Origin of the sequence: Kitasatospora sp. NPDC004669 (assembly GCF_040609455.1) — a bacterium.
Taxonomy (GTDB): Bacteria; Actinomycetota; Actinomycetes; order Streptomycetales; family Streptomycetaceae; genus Kitasatospora.
The window spans coordinates 56,675-76,826 of sequence record NZ_JBEXKB010000009.1 but is presented as its reverse complement, the minus strand read 5'-3'; the positions used below and the strand labels follow the sequence as shown (position 1 = coordinate 76,826).

Below are 20,152 nucleotides of genomic sequence, written 5' to 3'. Positions count from 1 at the left end.
TACCCGAGGAGTGGGATCACCGATGGCCAAGGCGTTCGGCTTCGTCGACTACGGCGGACCGGAGACACAGGAGTTCCTCGACCGCCCCGCGCTGGAGGCCGGCCCCGGCCAACTGGCGATCGTGGTCCGCGCCGCGGGGGTGAACCCGGTGGACTGGAAGGTCCGCCGGGGCTTCCTCGGCCGCGAGCGCCAACTCCCCACCGTCATGGGCCAGGAGGCCTCCGGTGTGGTGCAGCAGGTCGGCCCCGGGGTCACCGGCTTCACTCCGGGCGACGAGGTGTTCGGCCTGGTCGCCGCCGGGGCCTTCGCCGAACAGACCCTGCTGCGCGCCGAGTTGAGCGCCCTCAAGCCCGAGGCCGTCGGCTTCGACCGGGCCGCGACGCTCTGCGTCTCGGTCGCCACCGCCGACGACGCCGTCCGTCAACTCGGCCTCGGTGCCGGCCGGACCCTGCTGATCCTCGGCATCGCCGGCGGGGTCGGCAGCGCCGCCGCCCAAATCGCCCGCAGCCAGGGCCTGACCGTGCTCGGCACCGCGAGCGATGCCAACCGCGAGTACGTGGAGTCCCTCGGCGCGACCCAGGTCCGCTACGGCGACGGCGTCGCCGAGCGCATCGCCGCGGCGGCCCCCGACGGCGTCGACGGCATCCTCGACCTGATCGGCGGCGACGCCCTGCGAGCCGTGGCCGGCGTGATCGGCGACCGCACCGAGCTGGTCAGCACCGCCGACCCGGCGGTCGTCGCCGAACTCGGCGGCCGGTACGTCACCCGCTCCACCACCTCCGAGACCCTCGCCGCCCTGGCCGCACTCGTCGCCGCCGGTGACCTGGACCCCCAGGTCACCGGCCGCTACCCGCTCACCCACGCCGCCGAGGCGGTCGCCGCGGTCGAGTCCGGGCACGCCCGCGGCAAGGTCGTCCTCGAAGTCGCCTGACCGCCGCACAAGCCTGATCGCCGTACAACGCCGTACAAGCTCGACCCGAAACAAGCCTGACGAAGAAACAGCATCCGGAGAGCAAGAGCCATGAAGCAGACCTCCGTCACCACCAACGCCCCGTGCTGGGTCGAGTTGGGCACCTCCGACCCGGCCGCCGCCACGACCTTCTACAGCGAGCTGTTCGGCTGGCGCCCGGACAGGGGCGTCCGCCCCGACGCGGGCGACTACACCCAGATGTTCCTCGGCGACGCCTCGGCCGCCGCCATCACCCCGCGCTACGGGCCGCAGCAGCCGATCGCGTGGACGGTGGCCTTCGCGGTCGCCGACGCCGCCGCCACCGCCGCGGGGATCGAGGCCGAGGGCGGCCGCATCCTCAAGGAGCCCACCGATGTGTTCGACCTCGGCGTCTTCTCGGTGGCCGCCGACCGGTCGGGCGCGGTCTTCATCCTCTGGCAGGCCCGCGCCTTCCCGGGCGCCGACGTGTTCAACGAGCCCGGCTCGCTCGGCTGGGTGGAACTGCTCACCCGCGACCGGGCCGGCGCGACCGCCTTCTACCCGGCGGTCTTCGGCTGGTCCGTCGCCCCGTCCGAGCGCTACACCCAGTGGGGCCTGGACGGCCAGGACTTCGGCGGCATGCTGGTGATGGGCGAGGACTTCCCTCCGTCGGTGCCGCCGCACTGGCTGCCGTACTTCTCGGTGGCCGACGTCGACAACACCGTCGACCGGGCGGTCAGCCTCGGCGCGGACGTGCTGATGCCCTCCTACTCCATGCCGGGCGGCCGGCGGATCGCCGTGCTGCGCGACGTTCAGGGCGCCGCGTTCGGTGTCTACAGCGCTCCCGCGGACAGTTGAGCGGAGGGCTCCGGCGCAGGCCCCGAGCAGAGCGCTCTAGCCGAAGCGACGAGCCGAGCGCCGCGAGGCCCGCGCGCGCCACCCGCCCACCGCCGCCCCCGCCGTGACCAGCAGCGCGCCCATCGGCACCACGTCGCCGATCCGGTCGTACCAGGTCAGCGTCCCGGACGCGGTGAGCGGCAGCCGTATGGTCAGTGCCCCGGTGCCGTCGGTGCCGAGCCGGGCCAGCTCCCGCCCCTGGGCGTCGAAGGCGGCGGAGACGCCGGTCAGCGAGGCCTGTACGGCCGGACGTCCGGTCTCGGCGGCCCGGATCGCCGCGAGTGCCACGTGCTGCTGGGGCGCCCAGGTGTGCTGGAAGGTCGAGGTCGACGACTGGTAGACCAGCACCCGGGCGCCGTCGAGCGCCGCCGTCCGGGCCATGTCCGGGAACGCCGATTCGAAGCAGACCAGCGCCCCGACCGGCAGCGGCCCGCCCGCCCGGTCGACGGCCGGCAGCAGGTGGAAGGCGGTGCCGGGCACCCGGTTCTCGCCCGCCGCCCGGCTGACCCCGGCGATCCAGCCGAGCGCCGGCCGCAGCGGGATGTACTCGCCGAAGGGCACCAGCCGGATCTTGCGGTAGCGGTCCACCACGCCCGACGGGGAGACCAGCACCGCGTCCTTGGAGATCCGGCCGTCCGCCTTGCGCGCGTCCTCCCCGGCCATGATCTCGGCGCCGGTGGTCGCGGCCAGCCGGCGCAGCGCGTCCAGTGTGACCGGGTCGTGGTCCAGGTCGGCGGCGGTGCTGCTCTCGCCCCACACCACCAGGTCCACCGGCTGCCCGACCAGGGCGGCGGTGGCCTGGGCGCTCGCGTCGAACCGGGCCTGCGGGTCCTCCACGGTGCCCGGCTGGACCAGCGCCACCGTCACGGCGCCGGTGCGGACCGGCGCCTGGCGCAGCGCGAACAGCAGCGGACCGGCGGCCAGCACCAGCACGGCGGCCATCGCCGCGGCCGCCCGGGGCTGCCGGTGCACGGCGGTCAGCACGATCAGCACCGCGGTGTTCACCGCCGCCACCGCCGCGCTGACCAGCCAGATCCCGCCCGCCGAGGCCAGCCCGAGGATCGCCGGGTGCTGCCACTGGGTGGCGCCGAGCAGCGCCCACGGCCCGCCGAGCGCCTGCCAGGAGCGCGCGTACTCGGTGGTCACCCACACCGCCGGGACGACCAGCAGCGCCAGCAGCGCCCGACGGGTGGCCAGCGGCGGGCGCAGCAGCCGGTGCACCGCGTACCCGACCGCCGCCTGCAGCGCCCCGAACAGCACCGCGAGCACCGGCAGCCCAGGCCCGATGGACGGCACCAGCCAGTACATCGCGGTGAGGATGAACCCCGCCCCGAACCACCAGCCGCGCACCGCCGCCTCCCGCCCGGACGGCGCCCGCTGCATCAGCAGCAGCCCGGGGACGAGCGCGACCCACGCCAGCCAGGCCTGTCCCGGCGCGGGGAACGCCAGCACCGGCACCGCCCCGGCCGCAAGCGCCCCGAGCCGCGCCCGGTACCGGTGCGGCGCGCGCGGTTCCCGTTCCCCGGCGGGCGAAGTGGAGGGCGAGGTGGCGTCCGGGGTGGCGGTCGTGCTCAGGGCTTGGCCGGCGGGAGCGATGCGACGCGACATGCCCCGTATTGTCCGCTTGGGCGCAGAGCGCCACCAGTGTTCCCGTCACCCGAATGGATGACGGGAACACCACGTTTCGAACACGCGGGCCTCGGGCCGACGGGGCGGTCAGCCCTCGTCGCCCTCCAGGTCGCCCTCGGTCTCCAGGAACGCGGCCTGCAGCTGCTCGATCAGCTGCGGGTCCGGCTGCTCCCACAGCCCGCGTCCGGCCGCCTCCAGCAGACGCTCGCTGATCCCGTGCAGCGCCCACGGATTGGCGCCGGCCAGGAACTCCCGGTTGACCGGGTCGAGGACGTACTCCTGGGTCAGCTTCTCGTACATCCAGTCCGCGACCACACCGGTCGTGGCGTCGTAGCCGAACAGGTAGTCGACCGTCGCGGCCATCTCGAAGGCGCCCTTGTAGCCGTGGCGGCGCATCGCCTCGATCCAGCGCGGGTTGACCACCCGGGCGCGGAAGACGCGGGCGGCCTCCTCGGTCAGGGTGCGGGTGCGGACCGTCTCCGGGCGGGTGGAGTCGCCGATGTAGGCGGTCGGCGCCTTGCCGGTGAGGGCGCGGACGGTGGCCACCATGCCGCCGTGGTACTGGAAGTAGTCGTCCGAGTCGGCGATGTCGTGCTCGCGGGTGTCGGTGTTCTTCGCGGCCACGGTGATCCGCTTGTACGCGGTCTCCATCTCCTCGCGCGCCGGGCGCCCGTCCAGCCCGCGGCCGTACGCGTAGCCACCCCAGACCGTGTACACCTCGGCCAGGTCGGCGTCGGTGCGCCAGTCCCGGCTGTCGATCAGCTGGAGCAGGCCCGCGCCGTAGGTGCCCGGCCGGGAGCCGAAGACCCGGACGGTGGCCTTGCGCTCGTCGCCGTGCACCGCGAGGTCGGCCTGCACATGGGCCCGGACGAAGTTGTCCGCGTCGGCCTCCTCCTGGGCGGCGGCCAGGCGCACCGCGTCGTCCAGCAGGGCGACCACGTGCGGGAAGGCGTCCCGGAAGAAGCCGGAGATGCGCAGCGTGACGTCGATGCGCGGGCGGCCCAGCTCGTCCAGCGGGATCGGCTCCAGGCCGGTGACCCGGCGCGAGGCGTCGTCCCAGACCGGGCGGACGCCGAGCAGGGCGAAGGCCTCGGCGATGTCGTCACCGGCGGTGCGCATCGCGCTGGTGCCCCAGAGCGAGAGCCCGACCGAGGGCGGGAAGGCGCCGTCGTTGTCGGCCCGGTAGCGGTCGATCAGCGAGGAGGCGAGCGCCTGGCCGGTCTCCCAGGCGAGCTTGCTGGGCACGGCCTTCGGGTCGACGGAGTAGAAGTTGCGGCCGGTGGGCAGCACGTTGACCAGGCCGCGCAGCGGCGAGCCGGACGGCCCGGCGGGGACGAAGCCGCCCTGGAGCGCGTGCAGCACGGCGTCCAGCTCGTCGGTCGTGGCGGACAGGCGCGGCACCACCTGGGTGGCGGCGAAGGTCAGCACCTCGCGGACGGCCTCCGGCTGCCCTGCGGCGACCTTCTCCACCGCCTCGGGCACCCAGTCCTCGGCCTCCATCGCCTCGACCAGGGCGCGGGCCTGCGCCTCGGCCGCGTCGGTGGCGCCGAGGGTGAGCGCGGCCTCGTCCAGGCCGAGCGCCTCGCGCAGACCGGGCAGTGCGCTCACGCCGCCCCAGATCTGCCGGGCGCGCAGGATGGCGAGCACGATGTTGACCCGGTCGGTGCCGGCCGGGGCCTGGCCGAGGACGTGCAGGCCGTCGCGGATCTGGGCGTCCTTGACCTCGCAGAGCCAGCCGTCGACGTGCAGCAGGAAGTCGTCGAAGCCGTCGTCCTCGGGGCGCTCGTCCAGGCCGAGGTCGTGGTCCAGCTTGGCGGCCTGGATCAGGGTCCAGATCTGGGCGCGGATCGCGGGCAGCTTGGCCGGGTCCATCGCGGCGATGTTGGAGTGCTCGTCGAGCAGCTGCTCCAGGCGGGCGATGTCGCCGTAGGAGTCGGCGCGGGCCATCGGCGGCACCAGGTGGTCGACCAGGGTGGCGTGGGCGCGGCGCTTGGCCTGGGTGCCCTCGCCCGGGTCGTTGACCAGGAAGGGGTAGATCAGCGGCAGGTCGCCGAGCACGGCGTCCGGCCCGCACTCGGCGGACAGCGCGGCGGTCTTGCCGGGCAGCCACTCCAGGTTGCCGTGCTTGCCGAGGTGGATGACGGCGTGGGCGCCGAAGCCGCCGTCCTCCTGCGCGGCCTCGATCCAGCGGTAGGCGGCCAGGTAGTGGTGGCTCGGCGGCAGGTCGGGGTCGTGGTAGATGGCGACCGGGTTCTCGCCGAAGCCGCGCGGTGGCTGGATCAGCACCAGCAGGTTCCCGGAGCGGATCGCGGCGAGCACGATGTCGCCGTCCGGGTTCTGCGAGCGGTCGACGTACAGCTCGCCGGGGGCCGGGCCCCAGTGCTCCTCGACCTGCTCGCGCAGGCCCTGCGGGAGCGTCGCGTACCAGCGGCGGTAGTCGGCGGCGGGGATGCGGACCGGGTTGCGGGCCAGCTGGTCCTCGGTCAGCCAGTCCTGGTCGTAGCCGCCAGCCGCGATCAGGGCGTGGATCAGCGCGTCTCCCTCGTGACCGCCCTCGCCGTCGTCGAACACGGGCAGGTCGTCCCCGAGGTCCATGCCCTCCGCGCGCAGCCGCTCCAGCAGGCGCACCGCGCTGGCCGGGGTGTCCAGGCCGACGGCGTTGCCGACCCGGGCGTGCTTGGTCGGGTAGGCGGACAGCACCAGCGCGAGGCGGCGCTCGGCGGCCGGGGTGTGCCGCAGCCGGGCGTGCCGGACGGCGGTGCCGGCGACGCGGGCGGCGCGCTCCGGGTCGGCGGCGTAGACGGTCAGGCCGTCCTCGTCCAGCTCCTTGAAGGAGAACGGGACGGTGATGAGGCGGCCGTCGAACTCCGGCACCGCGACCTGGGTGGCGGTGTCCAGCGGGGACAGGCCGTCGTCGCTGGCCTCCCACTGGGCGCGCGACCAGGTGAGGCAGAGCGCCTGCAGGATCGGGCGGTCCAGCGCGGCCAACGCGCCGGCGTCCCAGGCCTCCTCGTCGCCGCCGGCCTGGGCGTCGGCCGGGCGGGTGCCGCCGGCGGCCAGCACCGTGGTGACGATCGCGTCGGCCTCGCCGAGCGCGGCCAGCAGCTCGGGCTCGGCGCCGCGCAGCGAGGCGCAGTAGTAGGCCCTGGCCTGGGCGCCCTGGTCCTCGACGGCCTGGCAGAGCGTCTCGACGAAGGCGGTGTTCCCGCTCATGTGGTGGGCGCGGTAGTAGAGCACCGCGATGGTCGGGCCCTCGGTCACTGTGGCCGTGCGCTCCAGCGGGCCCCAGGCCGGGGCGGAGGCGGGCGGGGCGAAGCCGTGGCCGGTGAGCAGCACGGTGTCGGAGAGGAAGGCGCCCAGCTCGGCCAGGTTGGCCGCGCCGCCGTGGGCGAGGTAGGCGTGCGCCTCGGCGGCGATGCCGGCCGGGACGGTGGACAGCTCCATCAGCTGGGCGTCGGGGGCCTGCTCGCCGGTCAGCACGACCACCGGGCGGGGGCCGGCCAGCAGTGCGTCCAGGCCCTCCTGCCAGGCACGGCGCCCGCCGAGCAGACGGACCACCACGAGTTCGGTGCCCTCCAGCAGCTCGGGCAGGTCCTCGGGGGACAGCCGGGCCGGGTTGCCCAGCCGGTACGGGACCGGGCCGGTCGAGGCACGGGCACTGAGCAGGTCGGTGTCGGACGTCGACAGCAGCAGGATCATGTGAAGGCCCTCCCGGCCTCGTCGGTGGCCAGGGCGGCCGGGATGGCCGGGGTGGCCGCGGTGGTGGCCGGGGACACGGGCGCGGGCATGCGACAGCGCGGGTGCATTTCTGCCTTCCTCGGGGTCCGCGCCCCGGGCCGGTGGAGGACGGCGGGAGTTCCTGGCTCCCGCGGCCGACCGGTCTCCCGGTGAACCGCGGTCACAGTGGCGGGACCGCACCGGGCTTGCACCGGTTTCCTCCCCTGCGCCGTCGCTGGCGTACGGACGGTCCGCTGGGACCGCCCGCCAGCATCGTACGGGGTGCGGCTGATCTGGGGGAGGGCGAGCTCCGCCACGTCCGGTGCGGGGGCGGTGTACGGGCGGTCGCGGCGGGCCGCGGGGGGCCGCGCACCTTCCGGTGCGCCCGGCGGGCGTGCGAGTGGGCGTGCGGGCCGAGGCGCGAGCCGGGTGTGCTGCCGGGTGGCTCCGGGTGATGCCGGGTGTGATGCAGCGGACGGAGGCAACCGATCGGATCATCTGTATGCTCGCCGCCATGCCACCGACACCCGACGCCACCGCGCCGGGCGCCGCGGTGCCCGACCGGGGGCGCGCGGACGCCTGCCCCGGGGCGCTTCGTCTGCATCCGGCCGACGACGGAGCCCTCGCCCGGGTCCGCCTGCCCGGCGGCCTGCTGACTGACCGTCAGGCACTGGCGCTGGCCGAGGCGGCAGAGGCCCTGGGTGACGGTGAGTTGGAGACCACCTCACGCGGCAACGTCCAACTCCGCGGCCTGGCCGCGGACTGCGGCGCCGAACTCGCCGACCGGCTGCGCGCCGTCGGCCTGCTGCCCTCCGACACACACGAGCGGGTGCGCAACATCGTCGCCTCGCCGCTGGCGGGGCTGGGCCCGGTCGATTCGGCCGATGTGCAGGCCTGGGTACGGGAACTGGACGCGCGGCTGTGCGCGAGCGACTGGGCGGCAGCACTCTCCGGCAAGTTCCTGTTCGCGCTGGACGACGGGCGGGGCGACGTCGCCGCGCTCGACGCCGATGTGACATTGATCGCAGCTTCGGGCGGGCCCGCCGTACTGCGCCTCGGGCGCGCCGCCGACGGGCACCCGGTCGAGCCCGGGCGGGAGGTGACGGCCGTACTGGACGCGGCCCGCGCCTTCCTGGACGCGCTGCGGACCGCCGGCCGCAAGGCCTGGCACCTGCGCGAGGTGCCCGAGTTGCTGCCGGCCGGCGCGGTGCCGCTGCCTGCTCTCACCGGTGCGGCGCCCGCCGTCGGCGCGCTGCCCGGCGGGCTCTCGCTGGGCATGCGCTTCGGGCGGGCGAGCGCCGCGCAGTGGCGTGCGCTGGTCGCCGCCTCGGCCGGTGAGCTGCGGCTGACCCCCTGGCGCGGCGCGGTGCTGCCCGGCGCTCCGGCCGACCGGCTGCCCGCGCTGGAATCGGCCGGCTTCCGGACCGTGCCCGGCTCGGCCTGGGAGCGGGCCACCGCCTGCACCGGCCTGCCGGGTTGCGCCAAGTCGCTGGCCGACGTCCGGGCGGACGCGGCCCGGGCGTTGGAGTCGGACGCGGCCCGGGCGTCGGCGTCCGGACCGGGCGGACTGCCGGTTCACTGGTCCGGCTGTGAACGGCGCTGCGGCCACCCGGCCGGGCGATGGGTGGACGTGCTCGCCACCGGGCACGGCTACCGGGTGACGGTCAAGGGGCCGGCGACGACCGCGGGTTCTTCCGTGGACGTGAGGAACGAGCAGATGGCCGAGGCGGTCGCCGAGGCCAGGAGGACCACGAAGTGATCGAGTACGAGAAGGACGGCGCGTCCATCTACCGCCAGTCCTTTGCCACCATCCGTGCGGAGGCCGATCTGGCCGCCCTCCCGGCGGACGTCTCCCAGGTCGCGGTGCGGATGATCCATGCCTGCGGGATGGTCGACCTGGTCGAGGACCTGGTGTACTCGCCCGGCGTGGTCGCCTCGGCACGCGCGGCGCTGCACGCCGGTGCGCCCATCCTCTGTGACGTCAACATGGTCGCGAGCGGCGTCACCCGCAAGCGGCTGCCCGCCGACAACGAGGTGATCTGCACCCTCACCGACCCGTCGGTACCCGAACTCGCCCGGAAGATGGGCAACACCCGCAGCGCGGCGGCCATGGAGCTGTGGCTGCCCCGCCTCGAGGGCGCGGTGGTCGCCGTCGGCAACGCGCCGACCTCGCTGTTCCGCCTGCTGGAGATGATCGAGGCGGGCGCGCCGCGCCCGGCCGCGGTGATCGGCGTCCCGGTCGGCTTCATCGGCGCCGCCGAGTCCAAGCAGGCGCTGGCCGAGCACTCGTCCGGCCTGGAGCACCTGGTGGTGCGCGGTCGGCGCGGTGGCAGCGCGATCGCCGCCGCCGCCATCAACGCGATTGCGAGCGAAGAAGAGTGACGGAGCATCAGGCCACCGTCGGCCGACTGTACGGCGTGGGCCTCGGCCCGGGCGACCCCTCGCTGGTGACCGTCCGTGCGGCCGAACTCATCGGCAAGGCCGACGTGGTGGCGTACCACAGTGCCCGGCACGGCCGCTCCATCGCGCGCTCGATCGCCGAGCGGTATCTGATGGGCGGTCAGATCGAGGAGAAGCTGGTCTACCCGCTCACCGTCGAGACCGCCGACCATCCGGGCGGCTACCGGGGCGCGCTGGACGAGTTCTACGAGGAGGCCGCCGCCCGGCTGGCCGCCCACCTGGACGCCGGACGCGACGTGGTGGTCCTCGCCGAGGGTGACCCGCTGTTCTACGGCTCCTACCAGCACATGCACAAGCGGCTGGCGCACCGCTACCCGACCGAGGTGGTGCCCGGCGTGACCTCGGTCAGTGCGGCGGCGGCCCGGCTCGGACAGCCGCTGACCGAGGCCGAGGAGACGCTCACCGTCATCCCGGGCACCCTGCCCGAGGAGGAGCTGACGGCGCGGATCGCCTCCGCCGACTCCGCCGTGATCATGAAGCTGGGCCGCACCTTCCCGACCGTCCGGCGGGCGCTGGAGCGGGCCGGACGGCTGGCGGACGCCCAGTACGTCGAGCGCGCCTTCATGGCGGGGGAGCGCATCGCGCCGCTCGCGGAGGTCGACGGCGAGACCGTCCCGTACTTCTCGGTGGCGGTGCTGCCGAGCAAGGTCGCACCGCTGGAGCCGACCGTGCGGCTGTCGGACGGCACGGGCAGTGTGGCCGTGGTCGGCACCGGGCCGGCCGGGCCGCTCTGGCTCACCCCCGAGGCGCGCGGCGCGCTGGCCGAGGCCACCGACCTGGTCGGCTACACCACCTACCTGGACCGGGTGCCGGAGCGGCCGGGGCAGCGGCGGCACGGCTCGGACAACAAGGTGGAGTCGGAGCGCGCCGAGTTCGCCCTGGAGCTCGCCCGGCGCGGGCACCGGGTCGCGGTGGTCTCCTCGGGCGACCCGGGCGTCTTCGCGATGGCCACCGCGGTGCTGGAGGTCGCCTGCGAGGAGGTGTACCGGGACGTGCCGGTGCGGGTGCTCCCGGGGATGACCGCCGCCCACGCGGCCGCCTCCCGGGCCGGGGCCCCGCTGGGGCACGACTACGCGACGGTGTCGCTGTCGGACCGGCTCAAGCCCTGGGAGGTGGTGGCCAAGCGGCTGCGCGCCGCCGCTGAGGCGGACCTCGTGCTGGCGCTGTACAACCCGGGCTCGAAGTCCCGCACCACCCAGGTCGGCCTGGCCCGGGACCTGTTGCTGGAGTACCGTGCGCCGCAGACCCCGGTGGTGATGGCGCGTGACGTCGGCGGGCCGACCGAGCGGATCCGGATCGTCGAGCTGGGCGAGCTGGACCCGGCGCTGGTCGACATGCGGACGATCCTGCTGATCGGCTCCTCGCAGACCCAGGCGGTCGAGCGGGGCGGCGGCGTGGAGGTCGTCTGGACGCCTCGGCGCTACCCGGAGGCGTGACGGGCGGGGCGCCGATGGTGGACGACTGACGGATGACAGTCGACAGATGACAGAAAACAGATGACAGCTGACAGATTTCGAAATCTGTCAGCTGTCATCTGTTTTCTGTCTGCTGTTCGCGGCCGGCAGTCAGCGGTCGGCAGTGGTCATCAGCCGCCGGTGGTCAGCCCGTGTCAGACCGCCGGCTGCCGCCCGTCACCGGGTCGGCTTGGTGATCAGCAGCTCGGTGTTGTGGTCCTCCCCGGCGCCCAGCAGGGCCGAGACCCTCCCGTTCGGGTCGTTGTACGACAGCTCGCGGTACAGCGCCGCGAGGTTGGCGTCCGAGGTGCTGTCGAAATCGGTCGCGTACGGCGCCGAGGACTCGATCAGCGTGGTGAACAGGGAGAGCGTGCCGTCCCCGTTGTCCGCGACCTCGATGATGCGCCCGTGCTGCGGGTAGTCGATGTGCGAGGCGGTGTTGATCTCCCAGAACGCCCGCTCCGGCACCTGGTGGCCGTGCGCCGTGATCTTGTTCATGTGGGTGTGCCCGTTCACCCACGCGACCACGTTCGGGTAGCGCTGCAGCAGGGCGACCAGCTCGTTGCCGTCGTGCCGCTTCTCGAAGATGTTGCGCGGGTCCGGCAGCAGGTTGCCCATCGAGCCGCTGGTGTGGTGGCTGAAGACCAGGATCAGGTCGTCGGTGCTGCCGCCCGTCACCCGGTTCCCGTTGGTGTCGTACCAGTGCCCGCTGTGCGCCTTCAACTGCTGCTCCAGCCAGCGCAGTTGGGCGGTGCCCAGCGAGCCGTCGGCGAACCCGGCCTGGTTGGTGGTGTCCAGGCTGATGCCGACCACCTTCTCCGAGATCCGGAAGGTGTAGTAGAGCTTGCCACTGCTCACCATGTCCGAGGTGAAGCCGTGCCCGTGCGGGCCCGCGCCGGTGACGGCCGCGTCGAGGTGGGCCTGGGCGAACTCCTTGAGCGTGAACGGGTGCCGGCGCTCGTCCGGGGTCACCTGGCGCACCGCCTCGCCGCTGGCGAGCAGCTTGGCGAGGAGCAGGACGGCGCCCGCCGGGTCGCGGCGCAGCGAGTCCATCAGCTGGGCCGCGGTCGCGTCGTCGCAGCCCTCCAGCTTGAACTCGCCGGTGTAGAGGTCGTTCAGCAGCCCGAAGTCCGGCAGCGTGCCCTCGATGCTGTCGTCGTGGTTGCCGACCGTCGTGTACCAGGGGGTGCGCAGGCCCGGCGCGTCGAAGGGCCGGCCGGCGGCGGACAGGAAGCCGGGTATCTGCGGGAAGCCCTTCGCCTTGTAACTGTCGTTGTAGGCGAGTTCGGGGTTCCAGAAGGCCGAGTTGCCGGAGTTCTGCACGCCCTCGTAGCGGCTGGGGTCACCGGTGTTCTGGGCCATCCGCCCGCCGCCCATGACCGTGAGATACCAGTCGAGCTCGGCCAGCTCGTGGTTGTCGGTGTTGTCGCCGGTGGCCATCACCATGCTGAACGGCATGCCGGTGTAGGGGCCGCCGTCGAGCGAGTTGACCCGCTCGACCAGGGACGACACGCCGCGGGCGTTCAGGGCCTCCTGCGGCCGGTAGGCACTGCCGTTGCTCTTGGCCAGGAACTCGAATCGCACCGGGGACTCGGTGTCCACCAGGTGCAGGTCGCTGAACTGGACGAAGCTGGCCAGTCCGGTGCGGCGGTCGTCCCGCCCGGCGCCCGGCGCCGCGAGGTCCCCGCGCACCACCAGCGGCCAGCCCGGTCCGGCGGTCAGCCGCTTGTAGGAGCCGGTGCCGACCGGCGTGGCCACCTGCTCCAAGGTGGTGCCGGTGACCTTGACCGCCCGCGCGGCCGTGGTCGCCAGCGCCCGATCGCGCGCCGCGGCCGAGGCGAACTGGGCGCCACCGAGAGACAGGGCCGACCAGGCGGCGGCCACCGACGTACCCGTGAGGAACGTACGACGTCTCATGCCTGCCACAAAAACCCCCACATACTGATGGCCCGGTCGGGCGAGCGCCCCGTCCACCGGACCTGAGTGTCATGAACCCGCGCTTCTGGCGGACCGCCAGATTACCCACGGGTAGGAGCAGGGTGTTAGGCCCGTGCAGAGAACTTCTCGGGAACGGGGGGCGGCGCCTGCCGCGCAGCTCGCACGCGGGGCGGCCGCCGTGGGCGGGCCGGGACGCCCGCCGTCACCCCGGTCGGGGCGGAGCCGGAGGGATGGGGGAAAATCGGCGGCGACGGCCGGTGCGGCCGCCGAGGCAAGCGGGACGGCGCGCGAGCGCGGTCCGACGCTCGGACGTTCGGAAGTGGGGCGCAGGTGGCCGCAGCGGGAGCCGAGGCGGGAGGCCGGGCCGGCCAGCTGAAGAGCAGCGGCCTGCGGCACGGCTGGACGACGGGCGCCTGCGCCACCGCCGCCACCAAGGCCGCCTACACCGCGCTGCTCACCGGCGACTTCCCGGACCCGGTGACCATCACCCTCCCCAAGGGGCAGCAGCCTGCCTTCGCCCTCGCGGCCGAGGAACTGGAGACCTCCGACGGCCGGCCGGTCAGCGCCATGGCCGGGGTGGTCAAGGACGCCGGGGACGACCCCGACGTCACCCACGGCGCGCTGATCCGCTCGACCGTACGGGCCGGTGAACCCGGTGTCGGGGTGGTGTTCCGGGCGGGGCCCGGGGTCGGGACGGTCACCAAGGCGGGCCTGCCGCTGCCGGTCGGCGAACCCGCGATCAACCCGGTGCCCCGGCAGATGATCCGGGACGCGGTGGCCGAGGTGGCGGCGGCGCACGGCGGCAGCGGGGACGTGGTGGTCGAGGTCTCCGTCGACCACGGGGAGGAGATCGCCCGCTCGACCTGGAACCCGCGTCTGGGCATCCTCGGCGGACTCTCCATCCTCGGCACCACCGGGATCGTCGTCCCCTACTCCTGCTCGGCCTGGATCGACTCGATCCGCCGAGGTGTGGACGTGGCCCGGGCGGCGGGGCGCACCCACGTGGCGGGCTGCACCGGTTCGACCTCGGAGAAGGTCGCCGTCGCGGTGCACGGACTGCCCGAGGACGCGCTGCTCGACATGGGCGACTTCGCCGGCGCCGTCCTGAAGTACCTCAAGCGCCACCCGGTGCCCCGACTGACCATCGCGGGCGGCTTCGCCAAGCTGTCCAAGCTCGCCTACGGCCACCTCGACCTGCACTCCGCGCGCTCCCAGGTGGACAAGGGCTATCTGGCCGAACTGGCCCGCCGCGGTGGGGCGGACGAGGAGCTGGCCCGGACGGTGGCAGGTGCCAACACCGGGCTGGAGGCGGTGCAGTTGTGCCGTGCGGCCGGGGTGCCGCTCGGGGACCTGGTCGCCGAGGCGGCCCGAGCGACCGCGCTGGACGTGCTGCTGGGCTCGCCGGTCACGGTGGACGTCATCTGCATCGACCGCGCGGGCACCGTCGTCGGTCGCGCGGAACCGCTCGGGCCCTGAGGGGCGTCGAGTTGAGTGCCTCGCTCGTGCAGCAGAAGCTCAGCAGTATCGCGCGGTGATGTGAAGATCTGGCACTCATACGGGATGAGAAACGGACAAAAGTGGCGCAGTGTACGCCCTTGATTCTGTCGCAATCTCAACCATGAGATATGGTCTGGCGGGTGACAGGCGACTACCTCAACCGTATCGGCACCCTCATCCGTACCGCGCGCCAGCACCGTGGCTGGTCCCAGGCGCAGCTCGGAGAGGCACTCGGCACCAGCCAGAGCGCGGTCAACCGCATCGAACAGGGCAAGCAGAACGTCAGCCTTGAGATGATCGCCCGCATCGGCGATGCCCTCGACAGCGAGATCGTCTCCCTCGGCTACTCCGGCCCGATGCACCTGCGCGTCACCGGCGGCACCCGACTCTCCGGCGCGATCGACGTCCGCAGCAGCAAGAACGCCTGCGTGGCGATCCTCTGCGCCTCGCTGCTCACCACCGGCCGCACCACGATCCGCAGCGTCGCCCGGATCGAGGAGGTCTACCGCATCCTCGAAGTGCTCACCAGCATCGGCGTCAAGAGCCGCTGGATCAACGACGGCCGTGACCTCGAACTCACCCCGCCGGCCGAGCTCGACCTCGCCGCGATGGACGTCGAGGCCGCCCGCCGTACCCGCAGCGTGCTGATGTTCCTCGGCCCGCTGATGCACCGCGCCGAGCGCTTCGCCATCCCGTACGCGGGCGGCTGCGACCTCGGCACCCGCACCGTCCAGCCGCACCTGACCGCGCTGCGCCGCTTCGGCCTGGAGGTCGCCACCACCGGCGGCGCCTACCACGCCTCGGTCGAGCCCGGCGCCCCGCTGGACCGCCCGATCGTGCTGACCGAGCGCGGGGACACCGTCACCGAGAACGCCCTGCTGGCCGCCGCGCGGCACGACGGCGTCAGCGTCATCCGCAACGCTTCGCCCAACTACATGGTCCAGGACCTCTGCTTCTTCCTGGAGGAGCTGGGCGTCAAGATCGAGGGCATCGGCACCACCACCCTCACCGTCCACGGCGTCCCGGAGATCACCTGCGACGTCGACTACACCCCGGCCGAGGACCCGGTGGAGGCGATGAGCCTGCTCGCCGCCGCCGTGGTCACCTCCTCCGAGCTGACGATCCGTCGGGTGCCGATCGAGTTCCTGGAGATCGAGCTCGCGGTGCTGGAGGGCATGGGCCTCGACTATGACCGGACCCCGGAGTACCGGGCCCACAACGGCCACACCCGCCTGGTCGACCTCACCGTGCGCCCGTCCAAGCTGACCGCGCCGATCGACACCATCCACCCGATGCCGTTCCCCGGCATCAACATCGACAACGTGCCGTTCTTCGCCGCCATAGCCGCGGCCGCGCACGGCACCACGATGATCCACGACTGGGTCTACGACAACCGCGCGATCTACCTCACCGAGCTGACCCGGCTCGGCGCGGACGTCAAGCTGCTCGACCCGCACCGCGTGCTGGTCCAGGGCCCGACCCGCTGGCGCGCCGCCGAGATGATGTGCCCGCCCGCGCTGCGCCCGGCCGTGGTCATCCTGCTCGCCATGCTCGCCGCCCAGGGCACCTCCGTCCTGCGCAACGTCTACGTCATCAACCGCGGTTACGAGGACCTGGCCGAGCGCCTCAACTCGATCGGCGCGCAGATCGAGACCTTCCGCGACATCTGACAGTCCTGACGATCTGTCATCGAGCTGACCGGTCTCACCCGTTGAGGCCGGTCAGCAGCACGGCGACGTCCAACCCGGTGTTCAGGTAGTCCACGAACACCGGGTTGTTCAGCGCCCAGGGCGAACGCCGCTCCCGGATCAGCCGGATCGCCTCGCCGCTCTCGTGTCCGAGGTCGACCAGCGTCTGCGCGACCACCAGACCCGAGCGGTTGTACCCGGAGTGGCAGCGCACCAGCGTCCGACGGCCCCGGCGGACGGCGGCCGCGGTGAGCTCGGCGGCCTCCTGGACGGCGAGCAGCTGGCCGGGGGAGAGCGGGTCGTCCGGCACCTCCCGGACGATGTGCTCCACCTGTCGCGCCGGGCCGTGCCCGGGGAGCGTGAACAGGCTCACCACCAGGTCGAACTCGCGCTGGACGATCGCGAGTTCCAGCTCGCCACCGGGCGGCGTGTAGTAGTGCCCACCCATCCAGAGCCCGGGGATGATCTCGTTCCAGGGTTCGGACGGCCCGGGGGTGTTGCGTTCCTTCTGGCGGGTTCGCACCCCTGCTCCCTCCTGACCCGCCCGCCCCGGTGCCGCCGCGCTACTCGCCGGTGGTGCCGTCGAGGTGCTCGCGCAGGAGGTCGGCGTGGCCGTTGTGGCGGGCGTACTCCTCGATCATGTGGGTGAGGATCCAGCGCAGCGAGAAGACCTCCTCGCCGAAACGGCCCAGGACGTCCAACGACTCGGTGGCGGCGACGAGTTCCCGGGCGTGGTCGCACTCGCGGCGCCAGGCCGCGAAGGCCTCCTCGGGGTCGGCGGTCTCGACGGCGAACTCGGCGAGGGAACCGTCGGGGTGCTTCCAGAAACCGTGCCTGGCCTCGTCGTTGAGGACGTTGCGGAACCAGCTGCGCTCCACCTCGGCGAGGTGGCGGACCAGGCCGAGCAGGGAGAGCCTGGAGGGTTCCAGCACGCGGGTGCGCAGCTGTTCGGTGGTGAGGCCGGCGCACTTCATCGCGAGGGTGTCGCGCTGGTGGTCCAGGAAGCTTGTCAGGGTGGCCCGTTCGTCGGCGGTGCGCAGGGTGGTGGTGCGCTGATCATCGGTCATCGGGTCATCGTGCCGGGCGGCTCCGCCGACCGCCCGGCCATTTCACTGGGTGGACGCCCTACGGCAGTTGCTCCAGCCAGTGCACCGCGCCCGGTACGTCCGGCGCGACCGGCACGCCGTCCGGGACCGGCGGACGCTCCACCATGACCACCGGCAGCCGGAGTTCGCGGGCGGCGGTGAGCTTGGGCGCGGTCGCGGCGCCGCCGCTGTCCTTGGTGACCAGGACGTCGATCCGGTGCTCGCGCAGCAGGGCCCGCTCGCCGTCCAGCGTGAACGGCCCGCGGTCCAGCAGGACTTCGAAGGAGGGTGGCAACGGCGGCTCGGGCGGGTCCACCGAGCGGGCGAGGAAGTGGACCCCGTCGAGGTGGGCGAAGGCGGCGATGCCCTGTCGCCCGGTGGTGAGGAAGACGTGCCGCCCCAGGCCCGGCAACAGGTCGGCGGCGGCCGCGAGCGAGGGGGTGGGGTGCCAGTGGTCCCCGGGGACGCGGGTGAAGCCGGGGCGGCGCAGCACCAGCAGAGGCACGTCGGTGGCGGCGGCCGCGAGGGCGGCGTTGTGCGAGATCCCGGCGGCGAACGGGTGGGTGGCGTCCACCACGGCGTCCACCCGTTCGCCGCGCAGCCAGGCGGCCAAGCCCTCCGGTCCGCCGAAGCCGCCGATCCGCACCTCCCCGGCGGGCAGCCGGGGTCGGGCGACCCGGCCGGCCAGCGAGCTGGTGACCTTGTGCGGGGACGGGGCGAGGGCGGCGGCCAGCGCCCGCCCCTCGGTGGTCCCGCCGAGGATCAGGATGTGCCGCGTCATGCGCCGCAGGGCTCGTGCGGGCGCTCGCGGTCCGCCGAGTAGAGGTGGCTGTCGCGGAACTGCTCGGCGGCGAGCGTCCGGCCGACGATGATGACGGCGGTGCGGACCACGCCCGCGGCCTTGACCTGCTCGGCGATGTCGGCGAGCGTGCCGCGCAGCACCAGCTCGTCGGGGCGGCTGGCCATCGCGACCACGGCGGTCGGGCAGTCGGTGCCGTAGTGCGGGAGCAGCTGCTCGACCACGTCGTCCACGTACCCGGCGGCCAGGTGCAGCACCAGCAGGGCGCCGCTGCGGCCCAGGGTGGCGAGGTCCTCGCCCTCGGGCATGGGGGTGGCGCGCTTGGCGATCCTGGTGAGGATCACGGTCTGGCCGACGGTCGGCACCGTCAACTCCCGCTTCAGCGCGGCCGCGGCGGCGGCGAACGCGGGCACACCGGGGACCACCTCGTACGGGACGCCGGCCGCGTCCAGGCGGCGCATCTGCTCGGCGACGGCCGAGAAGACGGACGGGTCGCCGGAGTGCAGCCGGGCCACGTCCTGGCCCGCCTGGTGGGCGGCGAGCAGCTCGGCGGTGATCTGGTCCAGGTTGAGCTGGGCGGTGTCGATCAGACGGGCACCGGACGGGCACTCGTCCAGCAGCTCGCGCGGGACCAGGCTGCCGGCGTAGAGGCAGACCTCGGCGCGGGCCAGGACGCGCTGGCCGCGCAGGGTGATCAGGTCGGCGGCGCCCGGGCCGGCTCCGATGAAGTAGACGGTCACGAGGCGTCCTCCTGGGGGGTGTTGGGCTTGACGGCGGACCACTGGGTGACCGGCATGGCCTGCCGCCACCCGGTGAAGCCGCCCACCGGGACGGCGTGGGCGACGGCCAGTTTGACGAGCTCCCCGCCGTGGCGCCGGTACCACTCGGTGAGCAGCGCCTCGGACTCCAGCGTCACGGTGTTGGCGACCAGCCGGCCGCCGGGTCGCAGCTCGGCCCAGCAACTGTCCAGCAGGCCGGGCGCGGTGAGGCCGCCGCCGATGAACACCGCGTCAGGGCTGGGGAGTTCGGCGAGCGCGGCGGGGGCGGGGCCGGTCGCGACCCGAAGCCGGGGCACGCCGAGCCGGCGTGCGTTGCGGGCGATGCGCTCGGCCCGGACCGGATCGCGTTCGATGCTGACGGCCTGGCAGTCGCGGTGGGCGCGCAGCCACTCGATGGCGATCGAGCCGGAGCCGCCGCCGACGTCCCAGAGCAGTTCGCCGGGGGAGGGGGCGAGCGTGGCGAGGGTGGCGGCGCGCACGTGCCGCTTGGTGAGCTGGCCGTCGCTCTCGTACGAGGCGTCGGGCAGGCCGGGGACGAGGGAGCTGCGGGGGCCGTCGCCGAGTTCGACGGCGATGACGTTCAGCGGATCGCCGGCCGGGTGCGGCCAGCCGTCGGCGGGGCCGTCGAGCAGGCGTTCGGCAGGGGAGCCGAGCTGTTCGAGGACACACAGGCGGGCGGCACCGTACCCGTGCCCGGTGAGCAGCGCGGCGACGGCGGCCGGGGTGGCGGCGTCGGCGCTGAGCACCAGCAGTCGGCGGCCGGGGTGGAGGGCGAGCGCGAGGGTGTCCAGCGGGCGGCCGACCAAGCTGATCACCTCGGTGGCCTCCAGCGGCCAGCCGAGCCGGGCGCAGGCGAAGGAGACCGAGGAGGGGTGCGGCAGTACGCGCAGCCGCTCGGCGCCGACGGTCTCGGCGAGAGTGCGGCCGATGCCGTAGAACATCGGGTCGCCGCTGGCCAGGACGGCGACGCGGCGGTCGGCGTGGGCGGCGAGCAGCCCGGGGGCGGCCGGGCGCAGCGGGGACGGCCAGGGCACGCGCTCGGCGGCGACCTGGTCATGGGGGAGCAGGTCCAGCTGCCGGGGGCCGCCGATGACCACCTCGGCGGACTGCAGTGCGGCCCGGGAGGTCGCGGCCAGGCCGGGCCAGCCGTCGGCCCCGATCCCGACGACGGTGATCGGAGGGGGCAGCTCGGGCACCGGGTGGCTCCTCGTCGTTCGGCGGGCCAATGCGTTGTGGATCTACCAGCCGGGGCAGCCTACCTGGCCGTTTGCGGCCGGTCTC

At 73.8% G+C, this 20,152-nt stretch carries 15 protein-coding genes and 1 riboswitch; of the genes, 7 read left to right on the top strand and 8 right to left on the bottom strand.

Going from position 1 to position 20,152, the window contains the following annotated elements:
- The first annotated feature begins 22 nt into the window (after positions 1-22).
- Positions 23-931 carry an NADP-dependent oxidoreductase gene (locus ABZW30_RS10285; protein WP_355670608.1) on the top strand — a complete coding sequence of 303 codons (909 nt, stop codon included), beginning with the start codon at positions 23-25 and terminating at the stop codon, positions 929-931.
- A 90-nt stretch (positions 932-1,021) separates the two neighbouring features.
- Positions 1,022-1,786 carry a VOC family protein gene (locus ABZW30_RS10280; RefSeq protein WP_355670607.1) on the top strand — a complete coding sequence of 255 codons (765 nt, stop codon included), beginning with the start codon at positions 1,022-1,024 and terminating at the stop codon, positions 1,784-1,786.
- Positions 1,787-1,822: 36 nt separating this feature from the next.
- On the opposite strand, the gene lnt is transcribed toward ABZW30_RS10280, so the two are convergent.
- Both lnt and cobN read right to left on the bottom strand, forming a co-directional pair.
- Positions 1,823-3,433, bottom strand: coding sequence for an apolipoprotein N-acyltransferase (lnt, locus tag ABZW30_RS10275; protein ID WP_355670606.1), 1,611 nt, complete (start codon positions 3,431-3,433; stop codon positions 1,823-1,825).
- Between the two features lie 108 nt (positions 3,434-3,541).
- Complete coding sequence (cobN, locus tag ABZW30_RS10270) at positions 3,542-7,153, bottom strand: cobaltochelatase subunit CobN (RefSeq protein WP_355670605.1); 3,612 nt, start codon at positions 7,151-7,153, stop codon at positions 3,542-3,544.
- A gap of 154 nt (positions 7,154-7,307) precedes the next feature.
- A riboswitch (cobalamin riboswitch) is annotated at positions 7,308-7,393 on the bottom strand.
- Positions 7,394-7,685: 292 nt separating this feature from the next.
- On the opposite strand from cobN, the gene ABZW30_RS10265 reads away from it, so the two are divergent.
- The 3 genes from ABZW30_RS10265 to ABZW30_RS10255 are packed head-to-tail and all read left to right on the top strand — an operon-like array spanning position 7,686 to position 11,067.
- A complete protein-coding gene (locus tag ABZW30_RS10265; RefSeq protein ID WP_355670604.1) occupies positions 7,686-8,930 on the top strand; it encodes a hypothetical protein in 1,245 nt (414 codons plus the stop codon).
- On the top strand, positions 8,927-9,553 hold the full coding sequence (locus ABZW30_RS10260; protein ID WP_355670603.1) for a precorrin-8X methylmutase: 627 nt from the start codon (positions 8,927-8,929) through the stop codon (positions 9,551-9,553). The genes ABZW30_RS10265 and ABZW30_RS10260 overlap by 4 nt, the downstream gene beginning before the upstream one ends.
- Positions 9,550-11,067 (top strand): precorrin-2 C(20)-methyltransferase, encoded by a 1,518-nt coding sequence (locus ABZW30_RS10255; RefSeq protein WP_355670602.1) that lies wholly within the window; start codon positions 9,550-9,552, stop codon positions 11,065-11,067. Before ABZW30_RS10260 ends, ABZW30_RS10255 begins: the two co-directional genes overlap by 4 nt.
- 195 nt (positions 11,068-11,262) lie before the next feature.
- Here ABZW30_RS10255 and ABZW30_RS10250 read toward each other — a convergent pair whose 3' ends face one another.
- Positions 11,263-13,002 carry a TIGR03767 family metallophosphoesterase gene (locus tag ABZW30_RS10250; RefSeq protein ID WP_355670601.1) on the bottom strand — a complete coding sequence of 580 codons (1,740 nt, stop codon included), beginning with the start codon at positions 13,000-13,002 and terminating at the stop codon, positions 11,263-11,265.
- 351 nt (positions 13,003-13,353) lie between these two features.
- On the opposite strand from ABZW30_RS10250, the gene ABZW30_RS10245 reads away from it, so the two are divergent.
- Both ABZW30_RS10245 and ABZW30_RS10240 read left to right on the top strand, forming a co-directional pair.
- Complete coding sequence (locus ABZW30_RS10245; RefSeq protein ID WP_355670600.1) at positions 13,354-14,499, top strand: cobalt-precorrin-5B (C(1))-methyltransferase; 1,146 nt, start codon at positions 13,354-13,356, stop codon at positions 14,497-14,499.
- Positions 14,500-14,660: 161 nt separating this feature from the next.
- Entirely contained in the window at positions 14,661-16,190 is a 1,530-nt protein-coding gene (locus ABZW30_RS10240) for a UDP-N-acetylglucosamine 1-carboxyvinyltransferase (protein ID WP_355670599.1), read from the top strand.
- A 34-nt stretch (positions 16,191-16,224) separates the two neighbouring features.
- Here ABZW30_RS10240 and ABZW30_RS10235 read toward each other — a convergent pair whose 3' ends face one another.
- From ABZW30_RS10235 to cbiE, 5 genes are read right to left on the bottom strand one after another with little or no spacing between them, the layout of a single operon-like run.
- Positions 16,225-16,731 (bottom strand): protein phosphatase, encoded by a 507-nt coding sequence (locus tag ABZW30_RS10235; protein ID WP_355670598.1) that lies wholly within the window; start codon positions 16,729-16,731, stop codon positions 16,225-16,227.
- A 40-nt stretch (positions 16,732-16,771) separates the two neighbouring features.
- Positions 16,772-17,275 (bottom strand): DinB family protein, encoded by a 504-nt coding sequence (locus ABZW30_RS10230; RefSeq protein WP_355670597.1) that lies wholly within the window; start codon positions 17,273-17,275, stop codon positions 16,772-16,774.
- A 58-nt stretch (positions 17,276-17,333) separates the two neighbouring features.
- A complete protein-coding gene (locus tag ABZW30_RS10225; RefSeq protein WP_355670596.1) occupies positions 17,334-18,074 on the bottom strand; it encodes a cobalt-precorrin-6A reductase in 741 nt (246 codons plus the stop codon).
- Complete coding sequence (gene cobM, locus ABZW30_RS10220; RefSeq protein ID WP_355670595.1) at positions 18,071-18,832, bottom strand: precorrin-4 C(11)-methyltransferase; 762 nt, start codon at positions 18,830-18,832, stop codon at positions 18,071-18,073. Before cobM ends, ABZW30_RS10225 begins: the two co-directional genes overlap by 4 nt.
- Complete coding sequence (cbiE, locus tag ABZW30_RS10215; protein ID WP_355670594.1) at positions 18,829-20,067, bottom strand: precorrin-6y C5,15-methyltransferase (decarboxylating) subunit CbiE; 1,239 nt, start codon at positions 20,065-20,067, stop codon at positions 18,829-18,831. The genes cobM and cbiE overlap by 4 nt, the downstream gene beginning before the upstream one ends.
- Positions 20,068-20,152: the final 85 nt, after the last annotated feature.

Excerpts from the sequence above, each read along its gene's own strand:
- ABZW30_RS10285 (WP_355670608.1), top strand. The coding sequence starts at position 23 with ATGGCCAAGGCGTTCGGCTTCGTCGACTACGGCGGACCGGAGACACAG.
- lnt (WP_355670606.1), bottom strand. The coding sequence starts at position 3,433 with ATGTCGCGTCGCATCGCTCCCGCCGGCCAAGCCCTGAGCACGACCGCC.
- cobN (WP_355670605.1), bottom strand. The coding sequence starts at position 7,153 with ATGATCCTGCTGCTGTCGACGTCCGACACCGACCTGCTCAGTGCCCGT.
- ABZW30_RS10280 (WP_355670607.1), top strand. The coding sequence starts at position 1,022 with ATGAAGCAGACCTCCGTCACCACCAACGCCCCGTGCTGGGTCGAGTTG.
- ABZW30_RS10265 (WP_355670604.1), top strand. The coding sequence starts at position 7,686 with ATGCCACCGACACCCGACGCCACCGCGCCGGGCGCCGCGGTGCCCGAC.
- ABZW30_RS10225 (WP_355670596.1), bottom strand. The coding sequence starts at position 18,074 with ATGACGCGGCACATCCTGATCCTCGGCGGGACCACCGAGGGGCGGGCG.
- ABZW30_RS10250 (WP_355670601.1), bottom strand. The coding sequence starts at position 13,002 with ATGAGACGTCGTACGTTCCTCACGGGTACGTCGGTGGCCGCCGCCTGG.
- ABZW30_RS10230 (WP_355670597.1), bottom strand. The coding sequence starts at position 17,275 with ATGACCGATGATCAGCGCACCACCACCCTGCGCACCGCCGACGAACGG.